This is a genomic window from Acidovorax sp. GW460-11-11-14-LB4 (genome assembly GCF_059423685.1).
On record NZ_JBWKYJ010000052.1, the window covers coordinates 18,539 to 35,705 of the forward strand.

Annotated in this window: 15 protein-coding genes; 5 read left to right on the forward strand and 10 right to left on the reverse strand. The window is 67.1% G+C overall.

Translation table 11 applies throughout. The features are described 5' to 3' along the window. The 3 genes from AC07X4_RS17015 to AC07X4_RS17025 all read right to left on the reverse strand — a co-directional run. The coding region (locus AC07X4_RS17015; protein ID WP_494740732.1) for an IPT/TIG domain-containing protein at positions 1-315 on the reverse strand (315 nt) is incomplete at its 3' end. Positions 316-440: 125 nt separating this feature from the next. Continuing rightward, positions 441-1,496, reverse strand: coding sequence for a helix-turn-helix domain-containing protein (locus tag AC07X4_RS17020; RefSeq protein WP_494740733.1), 1,056 nt, complete (start codon positions 1,494-1,496; stop codon positions 441-443). 14 nt (positions 1,497-1,510) lie between these two features. Further along, positions 1,511-5,269, reverse strand: coding sequence for a beta strand repeat-containing protein (locus AC07X4_RS17025; protein ID WP_494740734.1), 3,759 nt, complete (start codon positions 5,267-5,269; stop codon positions 1,511-1,513). Positions 5,270-5,473: 204 nt separating this feature from the next. Here AC07X4_RS17025 and uvrA point away from each other — a divergent pair, with 204 nt between their 5' ends. Then, positions 5,474-8,563 (forward strand): excinuclease ABC subunit UvrA, encoded by a 3,090-nt coding sequence (gene uvrA / locus AC07X4_RS17030; RefSeq protein ID WP_494740741.1) that lies wholly within the window; start codon positions 5,474-5,476, stop codon positions 8,561-8,563. Positions 8,564-8,576: 13 nt separating this feature from the next. Here uvrA and AC07X4_RS17035 read toward each other — a convergent pair whose 3' ends face one another. From AC07X4_RS17035 to AC07X4_RS17060, 6 genes are all read right to left on the reverse strand, one after another. After that, positions 8,577-9,149: a DUF1439 domain-containing protein gene (locus AC07X4_RS17035; protein WP_494740735.1), complete on the reverse strand. Its 573-nt coding sequence runs from the start codon at positions 9,147-9,149 to the stop codon at positions 8,577-8,579. Between the two features lie 210 nt (positions 9,150-9,359). After that, entirely contained in the window at positions 9,360-9,611 is a 252-nt protein-coding gene (locus AC07X4_RS17040) for a hypothetical protein (protein ID WP_056056666.1), read from the reverse strand. 155 nt (positions 9,612-9,766) lie between these two features. Beyond that, complete coding sequence (locus AC07X4_RS17045) at positions 9,767-10,267, reverse strand: GNAT family N-acetyltransferase (RefSeq protein ID WP_082522268.1); 501 nt, start codon at positions 10,265-10,267, stop codon at positions 9,767-9,769. A gap of 64 nt (positions 10,268-10,331) precedes the next feature. After that, positions 10,332-11,210 (reverse strand): PA4780 family RIO1-like protein kinase, encoded by an 879-nt coding sequence (locus tag AC07X4_RS17050; protein ID WP_146870541.1) that lies wholly within the window; start codon positions 11,208-11,210, stop codon positions 10,332-10,334. A gap of 62 nt (positions 11,211-11,272) precedes the next feature. Further along, entirely contained in the window at positions 11,273-12,034 is a 762-nt protein-coding gene (locus AC07X4_RS17055; RefSeq protein WP_494740736.1) for a tRNA-uridine aminocarboxypropyltransferase, read from the reverse strand. A gap of 29 nt (positions 12,035-12,063) precedes the next feature. Beyond that, on the reverse strand, positions 12,064-12,684 hold the full coding sequence (locus AC07X4_RS17060) for a class I SAM-dependent methyltransferase (RefSeq protein ID WP_192419261.1): 621 nt from the start codon (positions 12,682-12,684) through the stop codon (positions 12,064-12,066). 124 nt (positions 12,685-12,808) lie between these two features. Here AC07X4_RS17060 and AC07X4_RS17065 point away from each other — a divergent pair, with 124 nt between their 5' ends. From AC07X4_RS17065 to AC07X4_RS17080, 4 genes are all read left to right on the forward strand, one after another. Further along, positions 12,809-14,065 carry a helix-turn-helix domain-containing protein gene (locus tag AC07X4_RS17065; protein WP_494740737.1) on the forward strand — a complete coding sequence of 419 codons (1,257 nt, stop codon included), beginning with the start codon at positions 12,809-12,811 and terminating at the stop codon, positions 14,063-14,065. Positions 14,066-14,109: 44 nt separating this feature from the next. Continuing rightward, on the forward strand, positions 14,110-14,802 hold the full coding sequence (locus AC07X4_RS17070; RefSeq protein ID WP_494740738.1) for a Vgb family protein: 693 nt from the start codon (positions 14,110-14,112) through the stop codon (positions 14,800-14,802). A 184-nt stretch (positions 14,803-14,986) separates the two neighbouring features. Then, positions 14,987-15,808, forward strand: coding sequence for a DUF899 domain-containing protein (locus tag AC07X4_RS17075; RefSeq protein WP_494740739.1), 822 nt, complete (start codon positions 14,987-14,989; stop codon positions 15,806-15,808). A gap of 25 nt (positions 15,809-15,833) precedes the next feature. Beyond that, positions 15,834-16,445 carry a hypothetical protein gene (locus tag AC07X4_RS17080; RefSeq protein WP_494740740.1) on the forward strand — a complete coding sequence of 204 codons (612 nt, stop codon included), beginning with the start codon at positions 15,834-15,836 and terminating at the stop codon, positions 16,443-16,445. On the opposite strand, the gene AC07X4_RS17085 is transcribed toward AC07X4_RS17080, so the two are convergent. After that, positions 16,446-16,829 (reverse strand): VOC family protein, encoded by a 384-nt coding sequence (locus AC07X4_RS17085; protein WP_056056657.1) that lies wholly within the window; start codon positions 16,827-16,829, stop codon positions 16,446-16,448. Between the last annotated feature and the right edge of the window lie 338 nt (positions 16,830-17,167).

The window sequence follows — 17,167 nt, forward strand, 5'->3', positions numbered from 1 at the left end:
GGTGTAGCTGCCTGCCGCCGCCGTGCCCAGGGCGGTGATTAGTTCAACTGCGACGGTGCCACGGGCATGGGCAGGCGTAGTGGCCGTGACGCGGGTGCCGCTGCCGTCGACGATGAGGTTGGCGGCATCCACGCCGTCAAAGCGAACGGCCGAGGTGCTGCCCAGGTTGGTGCCGGTAAAGACCACCTGGGTCCAGCCCATGGTCAGGCCCTCGGTGGGCGTAAAACTGGTGACGGTGGGTTGAGCACAGGCCAGCTGCGGGCTGCACAGCACGGTAGCGAGCACGGCTGCAGCCAGTTTGCGGATGAATTGCATGGGGGAGTGCGCAAGGGGGGAACAGGCGGTGACCCATGCTAGGCGCGGCCGTCACTTCGGCTTGACTGTGCGTCTCAACGTTTTTGACCGGCTGTTTCGGCGGCATGCAGGCGCCGGGCGCAGGGTTACACCTGCAGAGTGCGCACCCAGTTCGCGTATTCGACTGTGGAGGGGGCTGCCTGGCTGGCAGTACCTGCTGCGGCGGCCAAGGCTCCGCCCGCCATGGCCCGCACATCGCTGGGCGTAAGGCCGAAGGCCGCACGGAAGGTCCGGCTGAAATGTGCCTCGCTGGAGAAGCCGCTGCGCGTGGCGACCTCGGCCACCCGCAGACGTCGATTGGCGGGGCTGGCCAGCGCATGGAAGGCGCGCAGAAGCCGACGCTGCTGTACATAGTGCGCCACACCGCCCAGCGGCTCGAACAGGCGGTACAGCAGGCTGCGCGAAATACCGAAGTGTTGGCACAGCAGCTCTGGGCGCAGCGGCGCTGCCAGGTTCTGCAAGATGTGTCGCTGGATGCGTTCCAGCGTCACCCCCTGCAGCTCGGCCCGCGCCTGGGCATGGGTGTGGCGGCTTGGCCGTAGGCACGCGGCCAGCATCTGGGTGGTGGCTTGCACAACGGCTGGGGCCTCTGCGAGCGTCACGTCCGGCAGGCGTTGATGCAGAGACTGAAGATAGTCGCTGAGCAGTCCGCCCAGGGCCGTACCCTGCCGCAGCACCGTGCCATGAAGGTCAGCGTCGCGCCCGCCGAAAGACTCGGCGGCGATCTCGCGCGGCACCACTAGCGACAGCACATGCGAGGGCTGGGCATAGGTGCGTTGCGTGCGCCCCAGGTCGAACACGGTGATGTCGCCCGGGCGCACCTCCATGTCCACGCCGTCATCATGCTGGCCGACAAAGCCACCGCTGCGGTACCACTGCACCAGGTAGTGGTCCACACCGTCGCGCGCTACGCGGGGCGAACCGCGTGAGAACTGCTGGCGCCCGAAGTTCAGGTCTCCCACCAAGAGCGCACCCAGGTGGCGGGCGGTGACTGAGGCCTGGAAGTCCTTGGGAGGCTCGTGCCCCACGGGAGCCACATCGAAGATCACCGAGATGCTGCAGCGCCAGGCTTCGAAGCGCTCATCACCCACCAGCTGGTCGGTAGCGAAGACGGTGGAAGGCAACGGTCCGGTGGATGGCATCGCAGTCCCGGATTTCAGCGGTGTTGGTGACGGCGCCTCAGGCCTAGCCAACCCAGGACCGCGACCAGCACTGCCAGAGCCCAGGGGTTGTTGACGGGAATGGCGGCTGCATCCGATCCGACAAAGAAGGCAGGTGCAAACGGGTCACGGATGCTGCCGACAGCGTTGTCGGAGTCTCCCACACCGTTGTCCGTCACGGTATAGCTCACAGTACGCCGGTCAGGGCTGAGGGTTGCCCCCGACCAGGCGAACCAGGTAGAAGCCCCCGCACCTGCTGTGGCAGGGCCAAACTTCCAAAACTGGATGCCGGCGGGCATGGGGTCTGGATAGTTCAGCGTGATGGTGACACTCCCCGAGCAGCCGGTGGCGAGGAACTCGAACCCTCCATGGGGCAGCGTGAGGTTGCCAGGCATGCCGACGGGCGCCATGAAACTGGTGCCGCCTGGGTTCAGGGTGCAGCTCGCACCTCCGCCTGATAGCGTCGCAGTGGCCAGGCCTGCCATGCCAGGCACTGCGCCAGACACTGACAGTTGCGCATTGACGGTGAAGCTGCGGCTGACTTGCGGTGCTGGCAAAAAGACGCCATTGCCTGCTTGGTCGGCATTGATGGTGCAGCTGCCCGCCGTGACAAACGTCAGTGCCCCCCCGCTGGTGATCGTGCACACGCCGGTGGTGGACGAGGTGAACGCAACGGCCAGACCGGACGTGGCCGAGGCAGACAGCGTGGGCGTGGTGCCGAAATTCTGGCTGCCAGGATTGGCGAAGGTGATGGACTGTATGGCCTTGGGCGTGACGGAGTTGGATGCCGAAGACGCAGGCCCTGTCCCTGCAGAGTTATCCGCCGTCACGGTGAAGGTGTACGCCTGCCCGTTGGTCAGCCCCGTGACGACAATGGGTGATGCGGCCCCGTAGACAGGCGCCACGTCAGGTGGAGTGACGGTGACCGTATAGCCCGTGATGGCGGTGCCGCCGGTGTTCGCTGGTGCGGTGAAGGCCACCGAGGCCTGCGTATCACCTGCTATGGCCGTTCCAATGGTGGGAGCACCGGGCGCGATGGGGGTCACGGTAAAGCTGCGCGACACCTGGGGAGCTGCCAGGTACACACCGTTGCCCGCCTGATCGGCATTGATGGTGCAAGTCCCGGCCGTCCCGAAGGTCAGAACCCCCGCCGGGGTGATGGTGCAAACACCGAGGGTGGATGACGTGAAGGCCACGGGCAGGCCGGAGGTGGCAGAAGCACCGCCACCCAGGACAGCCAGATCAGGTGAGGTGCCATAGTTTTGGCTCCCCGGGTTGGCAAAGCTGATGGTTTGCACTGCCTTGGGTATGACGGAGTTGGACGCTGCCGACGCTGCCCCTGTGCCTGCGCTGTTGGTGGCCGTGACGGTAAAGGTATATGCAGTGCCATTGCTCAGGCCACTCACGGTGATGGGACAGGCTGCGGGCCCCGCGCAGGTGCCGGTTTTGCTGTCGGGGTTGGAGGTGGCTGTGTAGGTGGCAATGGCTGAGCCGCCATTGCTGGCGGGCGCTGTGAACGTGATGGTGGCCTGCGTGTTACCCGCAGTTGCAGTGCCGATGGTGGGCGCGCCAGGAACCATGGCATTGATGGCAAACGTTTGGGATACGGTTGTCGCGGCGTTCCACACGTTGTCGCCTGTCTGGGCGGCGACGATCGTGCAGTTGCCTGCAGAAACCAGGGTCAATGCCCCGCTCCCAGTGACGGTGCAAATGCCTGGGGTGGTGGAACTGAAGCTCACAGGCAGGCCCGAGGTCGCAGACGCCGTGAGGGAGAGGGACGTTCCGAAGTTCTGGGCGCCAGGGTTGGCAAAGGTGATGGTTTGCTCGCCTTTCGGGGTGACAGGCGCTGACGGCGATGACGCTCCACTGGAGCCGATGGCATTGGTGGCGATGACTGTGAAGGTGTAGGCGGTCCCATTCGTCAGGCCGGAGACGGTGATGGGCGAGCCGGCCGCCGAGCCGGTGAGCCCCTGCGGGCTGGACGTCGCGGTGTAGCCAGTGACGGCTGAGCCTCCGTTGCTGGATGGCGCACTGAAAGACACGCTGGACTGCCCATCCGCTGGCGTGGCCACCACACCTGTGGGGGCTCCCGGTGCCATGGCCTGCACGGTCACTGTGATAGTGCGTACGGCGCTATCGGACCCGTCGCTTACCCGCACTGCAAAACTGTCATTGCCGCTGTAGTTGGATGCGGGCGTGTACGTGATGGTGCCAGACGGCGCAATGTCGGTTCCTCCCGAGGCAGTCGCTGTACCGTTGATGGTGAGCGTTCCGTGCACCGGCGCCGTCTGAGCGGACCATGTCTCTGTCTGTCCGGTGTCGGTATCGCTCACGTGGAGCAATGACTTGATGTCTGTGGCGGCAGCGTTCGCGCTGACCGTGAGCGTTGTCGTGGCGCCAACGAAGCTGGGTGCGACGTTAGTCATGGTCGTCGTCACCTTGGTGGTGCTGTTGCTGGTGCCGACATCGGTACCATCATCAGGGACCAGGGTGAACGTGGTGGTCACCGTGCTCCCCGTTGGGCCTTGCTGGTACGTGGGCGTGAACACCAGACCCCGCAGGTTGGTGGTCACGGTGGCTGGTGCCTGGGCTGTCAAGACGTAGCTACCAGCGCTGCCCGTGAGCCCTGTGCCCGCGAGCGTGCCATTGGCTGCTGCGTAGCTGATCTGCACCGAGACAGCATCGCCGTTCGCGTCCGAGACAGTAACGCCTGTGAACGGTGCAATCGTGGCGTTGTCGTTGACCGCACCGGAGGTCATGAAACTGCCACTCAGGCTGGGGCGGGTATTGGTTGTGACGTTGGCGCTGCTGGAATAGGCGCTATAGCCGTTCGCATTTCCGGCGGATACCCGGTAGTAGTAGGTCGTGGTTTGAGCGAGGCCCGAAACGAGGGCTGGCGAGTCGCCGACGCTGGCCGGGTTGTAGCCAGCAATGCAAGAAGTAAACCCCGCGTCTGTACATACCTGCAAGCGGTACGCGTCTGCGCCGGTGGCGGCAGCCCAGTTGGCTGTGAAACGATCGGCGCGGACATTGCTGACTGTCTGCAAGGTGGGCGCTGTGGGCACTGTGGTGGTGCTAACCGTCGCGGATGGAACACTGTCCCCGCCGCCGTTGTAGGAGCGCACACGGAAGTAGTAGGTCGTCCCCGCGTTGCTCAAGCCAGTGACCGTGGCGCTGGTCGGGGGGGTGGGCGAGGCTGTAATTACCAGTCCGTTGTAGCCGGGGTGAAAGGTCGTAAACGCCGCGTCGGTTGCGACGTCAAGCTTGTAGCCCACTACGCCGGGCACGCCGGACCAATACACGGTCGTGCTCCCACCGGAGATATAGGGCTGTACCCCGGAATTCAGCGGTCCGATCGTAGGCGCATCAGGTGCTGGCACCGTCACGCCCTGCTGTACGTTGATCTTGCCGCAGGCCGAGTTGGTGCTGTTGTAGCCCGTACCGGCGACGGGTGTGCCGGCCGAAGAGGGTGCGTAGAACGCAATGGTGCTGTTGTTGAGGTCCGTGCTACCCAGCGAATTGCTGACGACCCAGTTATCCTGCCCAAAGATGGAGGCGCGGTACAGGTACCAGCCGCTGCCGTCATAGCGGGGCACACCGTTGAGCGTGCCGTTTTCGTTGTAGTTTCCGACAATGGAAGGGGGCCAGGCGTTCTGACAACCGCTACCCGCGCCGCCATCCTGTATGGCGTAGTTGACGGCGTACGAAGGGCCGACCAATAGAAGGCCCAGGGCTGCGCCCAGAATCCATTTCATTGCATTTCTCCCTGAGACCCGCTTTCGGCATCGCCGAGGTCATTGCTTCGGGCGAAATGTATCCAAGGCGTGACTGAATCTTTTTTGTGAAGGCGTGATGTTAACAATTGGCCACAGGGCTTTGGAGGGTTTGTAACAACGCGACACGACACCGCCGCCTCTCGCCATAGCGAGCAGGTCGTGCCCCTCGTGGTCTCGCCTATCATGGTGGGTTTTCCTGCACCGAGCCCGCCCGTGACCCCTCCCCCTGTTGCCGACGACCGATCCGCCGATGGTGTCTACCTCGCCCGCGCCCTGCGCGAGCAGCGCATCAGCATCCGGGGGGCGCGCACGCACAACCTCAAGAACATCGACCTGGACATTCCGCGCAACCAGCTGGTGGTGATCACGGGGCTGTCGGGCTCGGGCAAGTCCAGTCTGGCGTTCGACACGCTGTATGCCGAGGGCCAGCGGCGCTATGTGGAGAGTCTGTCGGCCTATGCGCGGCAGTTTCTGGGGCGGCTGGACAAGCCGGATGTGGACCTGATCGAAGGCCTGTCGCCCGCCATCAGCATTGAGCAGAAGGCGACCAGCCACAACCCGCGCTCCACCGTGGGCACGGTCACCGAGATCCACGACTACCTGCGTCTGCTGTATGCCCGTGCGGGTACGCCGTTCTGTCCCGACCACGGTCTGCCGCTGGCCGCGCAGACGGTGAGCCAGATGGTGGATGCCGTGCTGGCCTTGCCCGAGGACACCAAACTCATGGTGATGGCCCCCGTGGCACGCGAGAAAAAGGGCGAGTTCACCGAGCTGTTTGCGCAGATGCAGGCGCTGGGCTACATCCGTTTTCGCGTGGATGGGCAGATCTACGAGCACGAGAACCTGCCCCCGCTCAAGAAGACCGAGAAGCACGACATTGACGTGGTGATCGACCGGGTGAAGGTGCGCGCTGACCTGCAGCAGCGCCTGGCCGAGAGCATTGAGGCGGCCCTGCGCGTGGGTGGCAACGAGGGCAATGGCCGCGTGCTGGCGCTGGAGATGGACACGGGGCAGGAGCACCTGTTCAGCAGCAAATTCGCGTGCCCGGTGTGCAGCTATTCACTGGCCGAGCTGGAGCCGCGCCTGTTCTCGTTCAACTCGCCTATGGGCGCCTGCCCGGCGTGCGACGGCATTGGCCAGCGCGAGGTGTTCGACCCGGCGCGCGTGGTGGCCTTCCCGTCGCTCAGCCTGGCCAGCGGTGCCATTAAGGGCTGGGACCGGCGCAATGGTTACTACTTTGCGATGCTGGAGAGCCTGGCCCGGCACTACGCATTCGACATCGAGGCACCGTTTGAGTCGCTGCCTGCGCCGGTGCAGCACGCCATCCTGCACGGCTCGGGTGATGAAGAAATCGCCTTCAGCTACATCATGGACAGCGGGGCCTCCAAGGGCAAGGTGCACACCAAGAAGCACCCCTTCGAAGGCATCATCCCCAACATGGCGCGCCGCTACCGCGAGACGGATTCGGTGGTGGTGCGCGAAGACCTGGCACGCTTTCGCAGCACCCAGCCCTGCCCCGAATGCCACGGCGTGCGCCTGCGCCGCGAGGCCCGCCATGTGAAGGTGGGCGAAGGCACACAGGCCCGTGCCATCTACGAAGTGAGCCACGCCACGCTGAGCGACGCGCACGCATGGTTCCACGCCCTGCAGCTCACCGGTGCCAAGGCCGAGATCGCCGACAAGGTGGTGCGCGAGATCGCCACGCGCCTGCAGTTTTTGAACGACGTGGGTCTGAGCTATTTGAGCCTGGACCGCAGCGCTGAAACGCTCAGCGGTGGGGAGGCGCAGCGCATTCGCCTGGCCTCCCAAATTGGATCGGGCCTGACGGGCGTGATGTATGTGCTCGACGAGCCCAGCATCGGCCTGCACCAGCGCGACAACGACCGCCTGATCGCCACGCTGCAGCACCTGCGCGACATCGGCAACAGCGTGATCGTGGTGGAGCACGACGAAGACATGATGCGCGCCGCCGACCATGTGATCGACATGGGCCCCGGTGCGGGCGTTCACGGCGGGCGGGTGATGGCGCAGGGCACGTACGACGAAGTGCGCGCCAATGCGCAGTCGCTCACGGGCCAGTACCTGTCGGGCACGCGCACCATCGCCGTGCCCCAGCGCCGCACGCCTTGGTTGCCGGTGCTGGACCAGCCTGCGCCCGTGGTGGAGGCCAAGCCCAAGTCGCGCTTTCCGCAGACCGAGGCTAGCAAGCGCCGCGCCGAGCGCATGGCAGAGCACCATGCGCGCCAGGGCGCCGTGCAGGCGCTGCGCGTGGTGGGTGCCACGGGCAACAACCTCAAGGGGGTGACGGTGGACTTCCCGGTGGGGCTGCTCACCTGCGTGACGGGCGTGTCGGGCTCGGGCAAAAGCACCTTGGTCAACGACACGCTCTATGCCGCCGTGGCGCGGCAGGTGCACCGTGCGCACGAAGAACCGGCCGAGCACGAAGAGATCGTGGGCATCGAGTATTTCGACAAGGTCATCAATGTGGACCAAAGCCCCATTGGCCGTACGCCGCGCAGCAACCCCGCCACCTACACCGGTCTGTTCACCCCCATCCGCGAGCTGATGGCCGAGACCAACACCGCCAAGGAGCGCGGCTACGGCCCGGGGCGCTTCAGCTTCAACGTGTCGCAGTCTTCGGGCGGTGGCCGCTGCGAGGCCTGCCAGGGCGATGGCGTGGTGAAGGTGGAGATGCACTTTTTGCCCGACGTGTACGTGCCCTGCGACATCTGCCACGGCCAGCGCTACAACCGCGAGACGCTGGAGGTGTTGTGGAAGGGCAAGAACATCGCCCAAATTTTGGAGCTGACGGTGGAGGACGCCGCAGCCTACTTCAAGGACGTGCCCACCATTGCGCGCAAGCTGCAGACGCTGCTGGATGTGGGCCTGTCGTACATCCGCCTGGGCCAGGCCGCCACCACGCTGTCGGGCGGCGAGGCGCAGCGCGTGAAGCTGGCGCAGGAGCTGAGCAAGCGCGACACGGGCCGCACGCTCTACATCCTGGACGAACCCACCACCGGCCTGCACTTTGCCGACATCGACCTGCTGCTCAAGGTACTGCACCAGCTGCGCGACGCGGGCAACACCATCGTCATCATCGAGCACAACCTGGACGTGATCAAAACCGCCGACTGGCTCATCGACATGGGGCCCGAGGGCGGTGCCGGCGGTGGCACCGTGGTGGGTGTGGGCACGCCCGAGGAGCTGGCGGCCAACCCGGCCAGCCATACGGGGCGGTATCTGGCGCCTTACTTGAAAAAAACGCCCGCCTGAGCCCTGTTGCCCCTCAGGGCGTCTTGCTCACAAACGCCACCGTCAGCCCCTTGGCCGTCACGGTGATGGGCCCTGGCTGCAGGCCCAGGCCGTCAAACACCGCCGTGTCTTGCGGGCGCAGTTGGTGCAGTGTGACTTCGCGCAGCGACTGTTCGGCCAGCAGCGGGCCGTAGGCATTGAGCAGCTCGGTCACCGCCGGGCGCAGGCTGGGAAACTCCATGCGCCCCAGCTGGATCTGGTGGGCGCGCAGCGTGCGGTCGCTGGCCTCGTAGCGCAGCGCAAACTCCACATCCAGGCTGCCCTGGTGGCTGCGCCGCAGCGCCGGGCCGGCCACATCCAGCGCCATGGCTGCGCCCAGCCGGTTCACTTCGGGCAGCAGGCGCAGGTGGGGCGCCTGCACGCTCAGGTTGAACAGGCCTTGTACCGGCACGTTGCGCGGAAACTTGGGGTCCACCATGGCCTGCAGTTGGGCCAGGGGCACGGTGTAGCTGGGCTGCGCCAGCGCGCCCCGCGCCACCAGCAGCACCGCGCCGCCCAGGGCGAGGCCCCGGGTGGCGTGGGTCAGGAATCGTCGGCGATGCAGCATGGGTGCTTTCCGTCAAAACCGTTGTGACACCGCGGTAGCAAAAAGGTGCCCAAGGCTTGCTGCAGGCGTTGTTACTAGAAGTTTGTGGATTTTGGGGCGATAGCGCTGGTGCTATATGCCTTGGGTGCTATCAAAATAGGTGCATTTGCGCGCGGGCTGCGGGATGGCGGTGGCGGGGCTCGGCCGCCACCGGTGCGACCAGCGCCGCGCTCAGCGCCCCACGACCGACCAGCCCGCCCGCTGGTTGTTCTTGTCGTTCTCGTACTCCCACGCGGTGCCGCAGCGGTCGCACACGTAGCGGGTGATGGTGACGGTGCCGTCCTCACGGTCTTCCTTGCGGTTGCCGCGCTGCACCAGCTCGGCATGGCCCGGCGCCTTGCGCCAGTTGCGCTGAATGCCCTGGCAGGGCTCGCACAGGGCCATGGGTTTGAGTTCGTTCTGTCGGGCCAGGTCTTTGGTCATGGGGTGGCAGCCGTCGTGGCTGGTATGTGGGTGGGTTTGTGTGTGCGGGGCGGCTACTGTAAGGCACCTGCAGGTGCAGGGGCACAGCGCTGTGGTTTCATTTCAAGCCAAATTGACCTCTGGCGCTTGATTGATAAGCGCAACCAGCTATCAAATCAGGACTGATCCCTCAGGCGGGCCGCCAAGGCCTTGGCCATGCGCGCGTTGTGCAGCACCACGCCCGCACGCTCCACCTGCTGGCGCGCTTCCACCACGAAGCCCTGGGCGGCAAAAAAGGGCTCGGCGGTCAGGCTGACGTATGCGTGCAACTGGGCAATGCCGCGCTGCGCCGCTTGTGCGTGGATGTGTGCCATCAGCGCCCGTGCCACGCCCTGTCGTGCGAACGCCGGGGCCACAAAGAACATGTCGATATAGCCGTTGGCCTGCAGGTCGGCAAACCCGGCGATAGCACCACTGCTCTGCGCCTGCGCGATGAAGGGCTGGTTGGCCCGCATGCGCTCTGCCCACTGTGGGGCGTCATGGTGCTGCGGCGCCCAGGCCGCGAGTTGTTCGGCGGTGTAGTCTTTGCAAGCTAGGCCATGCACCGAGGCATGGAAAACGGCGCGCAATGCAGGTTCGTCGCCGGGGCAGAAGTTGCGGATGGGGATGAACGGCATGGCGGGCAAGCGACACTGAAAAAGGCCGCGATGGTGCCACAGCCCTGCGCGGTTGGAGACGGCGTCAGCCCGCCGCCATGCGCAGCCTGCGCGCTGCATCTTCGTCGCGCGCGTCGTCAATCTCGCGCAGCACGGCCTGCATGTCCACATCGGCATGCGTCGGCGCATAGATGCCGGTGAGCGGCGTCTCGTTGCTCAGCAGCCCGCTCTGGTACAGGCTCCAGATTTCGGGGCCGTATTGGGTGGTGCGCAGCTCGGGGGCAAACTGGCCGAAGAAGTCGCGCAGGTTGGCCACGTCGCGCAGCAGCATGCGCTGGGCGTGGTTATTGCCCGCAGCGTCCACGGCCTGGGGCAGGTCGATGATGACGGGGCCGTCGTGGCCCACCTCTTCACCTTCTGTGCCCGGCAGGTGGGCCAGCAGGATGTTGAACTCCGACAAGTCCCCATGCACCACGCCCGCACACAGCATGCGCACCACCTCGGCCACCAGCGTGGCGTGGTGGGTGCGCGCGTCTTCGGGGGTGAAGCTCACATCGTTCAGGCGCGGGGCCGCATCGCCGTGGGCGTCGGTCACCAGCTCCATCAGCAACACGCCGTCGTGAAAGTTGTAGGGCTGCGGCACACGCACGCCGGCGGCGGCCAGGCGGTAGAGCGCATCGACCTCGGCGCTTTGCCAGGCGGCCTCTTGCTCTTGCCGGCCAAACTTGCTGCCCTTGGCCATGGCGCGTGCCGAGCGCGAGTTCTTGACCTTGCGGTTCTCGGTGTAATCGACGGCTTGGCGAAAGCTGCGGTTGTTCGCTTCTTTGTAGATCTTGGCGCAGCGGGTTTCGTCACCGCAGCGCACCACGTAGACCATGGCCTCCTTGCCGCTCATGAGCTGCCGGACCACGGTGTCGATCAGGCCTTCCTCGATGAGGGACTGCAGGCGGGGGGGAGCTTTCATCGGTGCATTTTGCCCGTGTCGCGCAATCCCCCTGGCGGACCGTGTGCCAAAGTGCGTTTTGCTCAGCCCGTGCTGCACACACCGCGCAGCCGCAGGTGCGTGGCATCGTCCGCAGCCACCGGCAACTGGTGCTTGGCCTGCAGATAGTGGTGGGTGAACACGTCCAGGTATGCCTCCAGCGCCTGTGCGGCCTGCAGCTCGCCCGCCAGCTCCAGGCACAGCGCGCCGACCTCGGACGTACAGAAGTGGTCCATGCGGGTGGATCGGCGCAGGTGGTAGCGCGAGAGCTGCTCGGGCTGCAGGCTCAGCACGGGCAGGTGGTTGAGGTAGGGGCTCTTGCGGAACATCTTGCGCGCCTCGGGCCAGGTGGCGTCGAGCAGCACGAACAGCGGGCGTTTGCCCTCGGCCGTGGCCACCTGTGTGACCACGCGCTCGGGCGCCACGAACTCGCCGGGGAACACCACATACGGCTGCCACTGCGGGTCGGCCAGCAGCGCCAGCAGGTCGGGGTTTACCTCGGTGCGCGCCCAGCCAAACGCATAGGTGTCGGCCACCACATCAGCGATCAGCCAGCCGGTGTTGCTGGGCTTGAGGGGCTCGATGTCCGCCATCAGCAGGCACATGCCTGCGCGCGTGGGGAGCACGGGCCGCAGCGCGCAGATGCAGTGGCTGGGCACCAGGCGGCAGCCCGCACAGCGTTCGCCCTTGGGGCCGCCCCGGGCCAGAAAGGGCTTGGCACTGCGGGCCAGGCGCTCGGCGCGCAGGCGTGCCACCGCATGTGGTGGGGCAGGTGGTGTGACGGACGGTGTGTCGGTGGTGGCCACGTCAGTCGCCGAGGGGGCTGCGGGCTGTGTCACCGGCCGCCCGCACGTTCCAGCGCAAACAGCGGCAGCTCTGCCAGCGGGCTCAGCCACACGCCACCACCCAGCTCGGTAAAGCCCTCGCCCAGCGTGCGGCGGTACAGCTGTGCGGGGTGGCGGAACATGCGCGGGTCGGTCACCTGCTCGTCCACCACATCCTGCTCCCAGTCCTCGCGCGCGACGGCCTCCACATACAGGGCGCCCCGGCTCAGGCGCGCCAGGTTGCGCATGGCCTTTTGCACGTCGGCCTCGCTCAGGTAGGGCAGCACGCCCTGGCAGATCACCAGGTCGTACGGCGTGCGGGCCTTGTAGTCCACCACCGAGCCGCGCTCCCACCCAAACCGCTGGCACAGGTATTCGCTGAACTCCACGCCGTGGAACTGCGCCTGCGGAAAATGCCGTGCGATCACATCGCGCCACAGGCCAATGCCGCAGCCCACATCCAGCACCCGCCGCACGGGCACGCGCAGGTACTGCAGGTAGCTGCACACAAACGCGCCCAGGCGCTCGGTGTGCGCCGGGTCCACCACGCTGGTCTTCTTGTCGAAGTAAAAGCGCTGGTAGTACGCCTCGTCAAAAATGGCCGCGTCTGCGCTGCCGGTCACTGGTTTCACTGCTGCTTCCTTTTGCCAAGAACCGCCTGCAGGGGTGGCCGCACGATGGCGATTCGAGGTGGCTGTTCGAGGCGGCGAGTATCGCCCACGGGAGTGGGGGCCTCTGGCGGTGTAGTCTGCGGCCATGGATTCGCTGATCTCCGCATCCGCCCGCGCACTGGCCGCCGGGGACCCGCTGGGCGCCCTCAAGCGCGTGGCCCTGCGCGACGACCCACCCGCCCTGGCCTTGCGCGGCATTGCCATGGCGCAGCTGGGCGAACACCCCCGTGCGCGCGACCTGCTGCGGCAGGCTGCGCGCGCCTTTGGCACCCACGAAGCCCAGGCGCGCGCCCGCTGCGTGGTGGCCGAGGCGGAGGTGGCGTTGGCCATGCGCGACCTGGGCGGGTCACCCCGCCCGCTGCTGGAGGCGGCCGACACGCTGCAAGCCCACGGCGACACCGCCAACGCCACACAGGCGCGGCTGATTGCGGCGCGGCGGCTGCTGCGCATCGGCCGCCTGGATGAAGCCGCAGCGGCCATGGACGCTATGGCGACCGCCCCCACAGCGGGCGACCTGCCCCCCGCCCTGCGGGCCATGGCCGACCTGACCCTGGCCGAGCTGGCGCTGCGCTCGCTGCACATCGCCTCCGCCGGCGCGGCGCTGGACCGTGCGCAGGAAGCCGCTGAGCGAGCCCATGTACCTGCCCTGCTGGCTGAGGTGGCGCAGGCGCGCGCCGTGCTGGACCAGCCCGCAGCGCGGCGCGTGGGGGCAGGGGTGGACCAGCCGCTGCGCCTTTCCGATGTGGCAGACCTGCTGGCATCGGGCGCGCTGGTGGTGGATGCATGTCGGCGCTGCGTGGGGGTGGGCGGTGGCCCCTCCACCACAGACGCCGGCGTGTGGCAACCGCTGGCACGCCGGCCCATCCTGTTCGCGCTGGTGTGTGCACTGGCGCAAGCCTGGCCCGGCGATGCAGAGCGCGAGGCGTTGATTGCGCAGGTCTTCCGTACTCGCCACCCGGACGACACCCACCGTGCGCGGCTGCGGGTGGAGGTGGGGCGCCTGCGCGCGCTCCTGCGGCCACTGGCGCGCATCGAGGCCACAGCGCGCGGCTTTGCGCTGCAGCCCTTGGACGCACGGCCCGTGGTGGTGCTGGCGCCGCCCATCGATGGCGAGCAGGCGGCGCTGCTGGCCTTGCTGTCGGACGGTGCGGCCTGGTCCACCTCGGCGCTCGCGTTGGCCACGGATGCCAGCCAGCGCACCGTGCAGCGCGCGTTGGCCGAGCTGGAAGCACAAGGCCGTGTGCGCTCCATCGGCCGCGCGCGTGCGCAGCGCTGGCTGGCGCCGCCGCTGTCCGGATTCACGACGATCTTGTTACTCCCTGCTGCGCTGCCGATTGCATAAAGTGGACGCCAAGCCCCCACCGGGCCACCCCACAGGAGCCAACCATGACCGCGTGCACCCACAGCGACCCGACACCCGTTACCCTCCGCCACCACCCCTCACAACCCGCCGAGATCGTGCGGGAATACGGCCCCTTTGCGGGCGCAGACAGCGTGCACGGCGTCACCCACGACGGCCAGCATGTCTGGGCGGCCACGGGGGCGCACCTTGTGGCCTTCGATGCCGCCACGGGCGAGACCCGGCGCACGCTGGCCGTGGCCAGCGATGCCGGCACTGCGTTTGACGGCAGGCACCTGTACCAGATCACCGAGGCGCGCATCGACAAGATCGACCCCGCCACCGGCCGGGTGGTGGCTTCCATTCCTGCACCCGGCAACGGCAACGACTCGGGCCTCACCTGGGCCGAGGGCAGCCTATGGGTGGGCCAGTACCGCGACCGCAAGATCCACCAGATCGACCCCGCCACCGGCGCCATCCGCCGCACCATCGAGTCCGACCGCTTTGTGACCGGCGTGACCTGGGTGGACGGCGAGATGTGGCACGGCACCTGGGAGGGTGACGAGAGCACGCTGCGCCACATCGACCCCGCCACCGGCGCCGTGCTGCAGCAGCTCGACATGCCTCAAGGCGTGGGCGTGAGCGGCCTCGAATCGGACGGTGCCGACCTCTTCTACTGCGGGGGCGGCGGCAGCGGCAAAGTCCGCGCTGTGCGCCGGCCCAAGGCGGCCCGCCCCTGAGCCCCTGACACCTTCAGCCCTTGAGCGACGCGGCGCCCCGCCGCACCCACCACCCCCTGCAACCAAAGGCTCTGCGCGCATCACGCGATGTCGCAGTCCGGGGACAGGTGCGCCTGCCAGCGCCTCCCTCCCCACGCAATTCTCCGTCCCGCAACGTCATCCACCACCCACCAGGAGCACCCCCATGAACGCACCCACTTCCCACCCCGGGGTTTCTGCCGACGAATGGCTGGCCCAGCGCCATGCGCTGCTGGCCCGCGAGAAGGCCCTGACCCGCCTGCATGACGAGGTCGCCGCGCAGCGCCGCGCGCTGCCCCGGACCCGCGTGGACAAGCGCTACATGCTCGACACCCTGCAGGGCCCGCGCGCCTTGGCCGACCTGTTCGATGGCCGCAGCCAGCTGCTCGTGCAGCACTTCATGTTTGGCCCGGGGTGGGAGCAGGGCTGCCCCAGCTGCTCCTTCATGGCCGACCACATGGGTGGCATGGAGCTGCACCTGCAGCACCGCGACGTGTCGGTGCTCGCCGTCTCGCGCGCGCCGCTGGCCGAGATCGAGCGTTTTCGCCAGCGCATGGGCTGGCAGTTTCGCTGGGCGTCGTCGCACGGCAGCGACTTCAACCACGACTTTGCCGTGAGCTTTACGCCCGAGCAGCGCGCACGCGGCAACGGCGAGGTGTTCTACAACTACGGCATGCAGCCGTTCCCCGCCGATGAGGCGCCGGGCATCAGCGTGTTTGTGCGCAGTGACGCTGGCGAGGTGTTCCACGCCTACTCCACCTTCGGGCGCGGCGTGGAGGCCATGATGGGCACCTACCAGCTGCTGGACCTCACGCCCAATGGCCGCCACGAGACCAACCCCGCCTACCCCATGGACTGGGTGCGCCACCACGACCGGTATGCACCTTCCCAGCCACTGGCTGGGTCTGCGGTTGCGCCAGCCGCACAGGCGCCCCAGCCTTCACCAGCCCACACGGCGCCGGGCGGGTGCTGCTCCACACGGGGCTGAACCACACACGGTTGAGACCGCGACCATGGACGCCACCCTCTGGTCCTGGCTGGCCATCGCCGCCATGGGGGCGCTGCACGGGCTCAACCCCCTCACGGGCTGGGGGCTGGCCACCACCTGGAGCCTCTGTGCGCGTGACCACAGCATGCCGCTGCGCGCACTGCTGCCCATGGCCGTCGGGCACCTGGCCGCCGTGGCACTGACGGCGGCTGCGGTGGTGTGGGGGCTGTCGTTGTCGCCACCTGCCCTGCTGGCGGTGGCGGGCGGCCTGGGCGGGGTGGTGATAGTCGCTCGCGTGCGTCTGACGGGGGCGGCGTGGCATCGCCTGCGCAAGCCCGCCGGGCCTGTGGGCATGGCGCTCTGGTCCTTTGGTGTGGCCACTGCGCACGGTGCCGGGCTGGCGCTGGTGCCTGCACTGGCGCCGCTGTGCGGGGGCGGTGGCGCTGCAGGTGGAGTGGCCTCTGGGGGCGACGGGCTCTCCACCCCCTTGCTGTTCCCGCTGGCCGCGCTGGGGGTTCACACCCTGGCCATGCTGGCCGTCACCGGGGCCATGGCCGCAGCGGCCTGCCGCGGTGTGCAGGGCGCCCAGCGCTGGCTGCAACGCTACCGGGGTTGCAGCGGGGGCCCTGCCCGTTGATCAGGCCTTGGCCGGGCGGTGCAGAGCGCAGATCTTGTTGCCGTCCGGGTCGCGCAGGTACGCCAGGTACAGCTTGCCGCCGGGGCCTTCGCGCCAGCCGGGTGGGTCTTCGCAGGTGATGCCACCGTTCGCTACACCGGCGGCGTGGAAGGCATCGGCCTGCTCGGGCGACTGCATGGCAAAACCGATGGTGCCGCCATTGGCAAAGGTGGCGGGCTCGCCGTTGATGGGGGTGGTGATGCCAAAGGTACCGGTGGGGCCGCGATAGAAGTAGCGGTTCTTGTTGGCCACCCCTGGCGGTACGCCCAGCGCCCCCAGCAGCGCGTCATAAAACTTCTTGGACCGCTCCAGGTCGTTCACACCGACCATCACATGACTGAACATTCATCGTCTCCTGTAGGCCCCTCAGGGGGCGGGTTGTGGCCAACGGTTGGCGTTGGCATGTTAGCGGGTGGCTATCGCCATCACCGGCGTGAGCCACAAGCCCCTGTGCGGCACTCAGGGGCGGGGCATTGGGCGGGCTGTGCCGTTGGCCCCAGAGCGCCCCCACAGGCTTCATGGAGGCCGTTTTGAGGCAAAAATGCGCCGTGGCGCTAGTGCAATATGCCTGAATAGCTATCTAATTAATAGCAAATGTCAGCAGCGCCCACAGGCTCCACGCACTGTCCCATCCCCTGGTATTGCCCTTTGAACAGACCCTCACCCCCCATGCTGCCCACTGC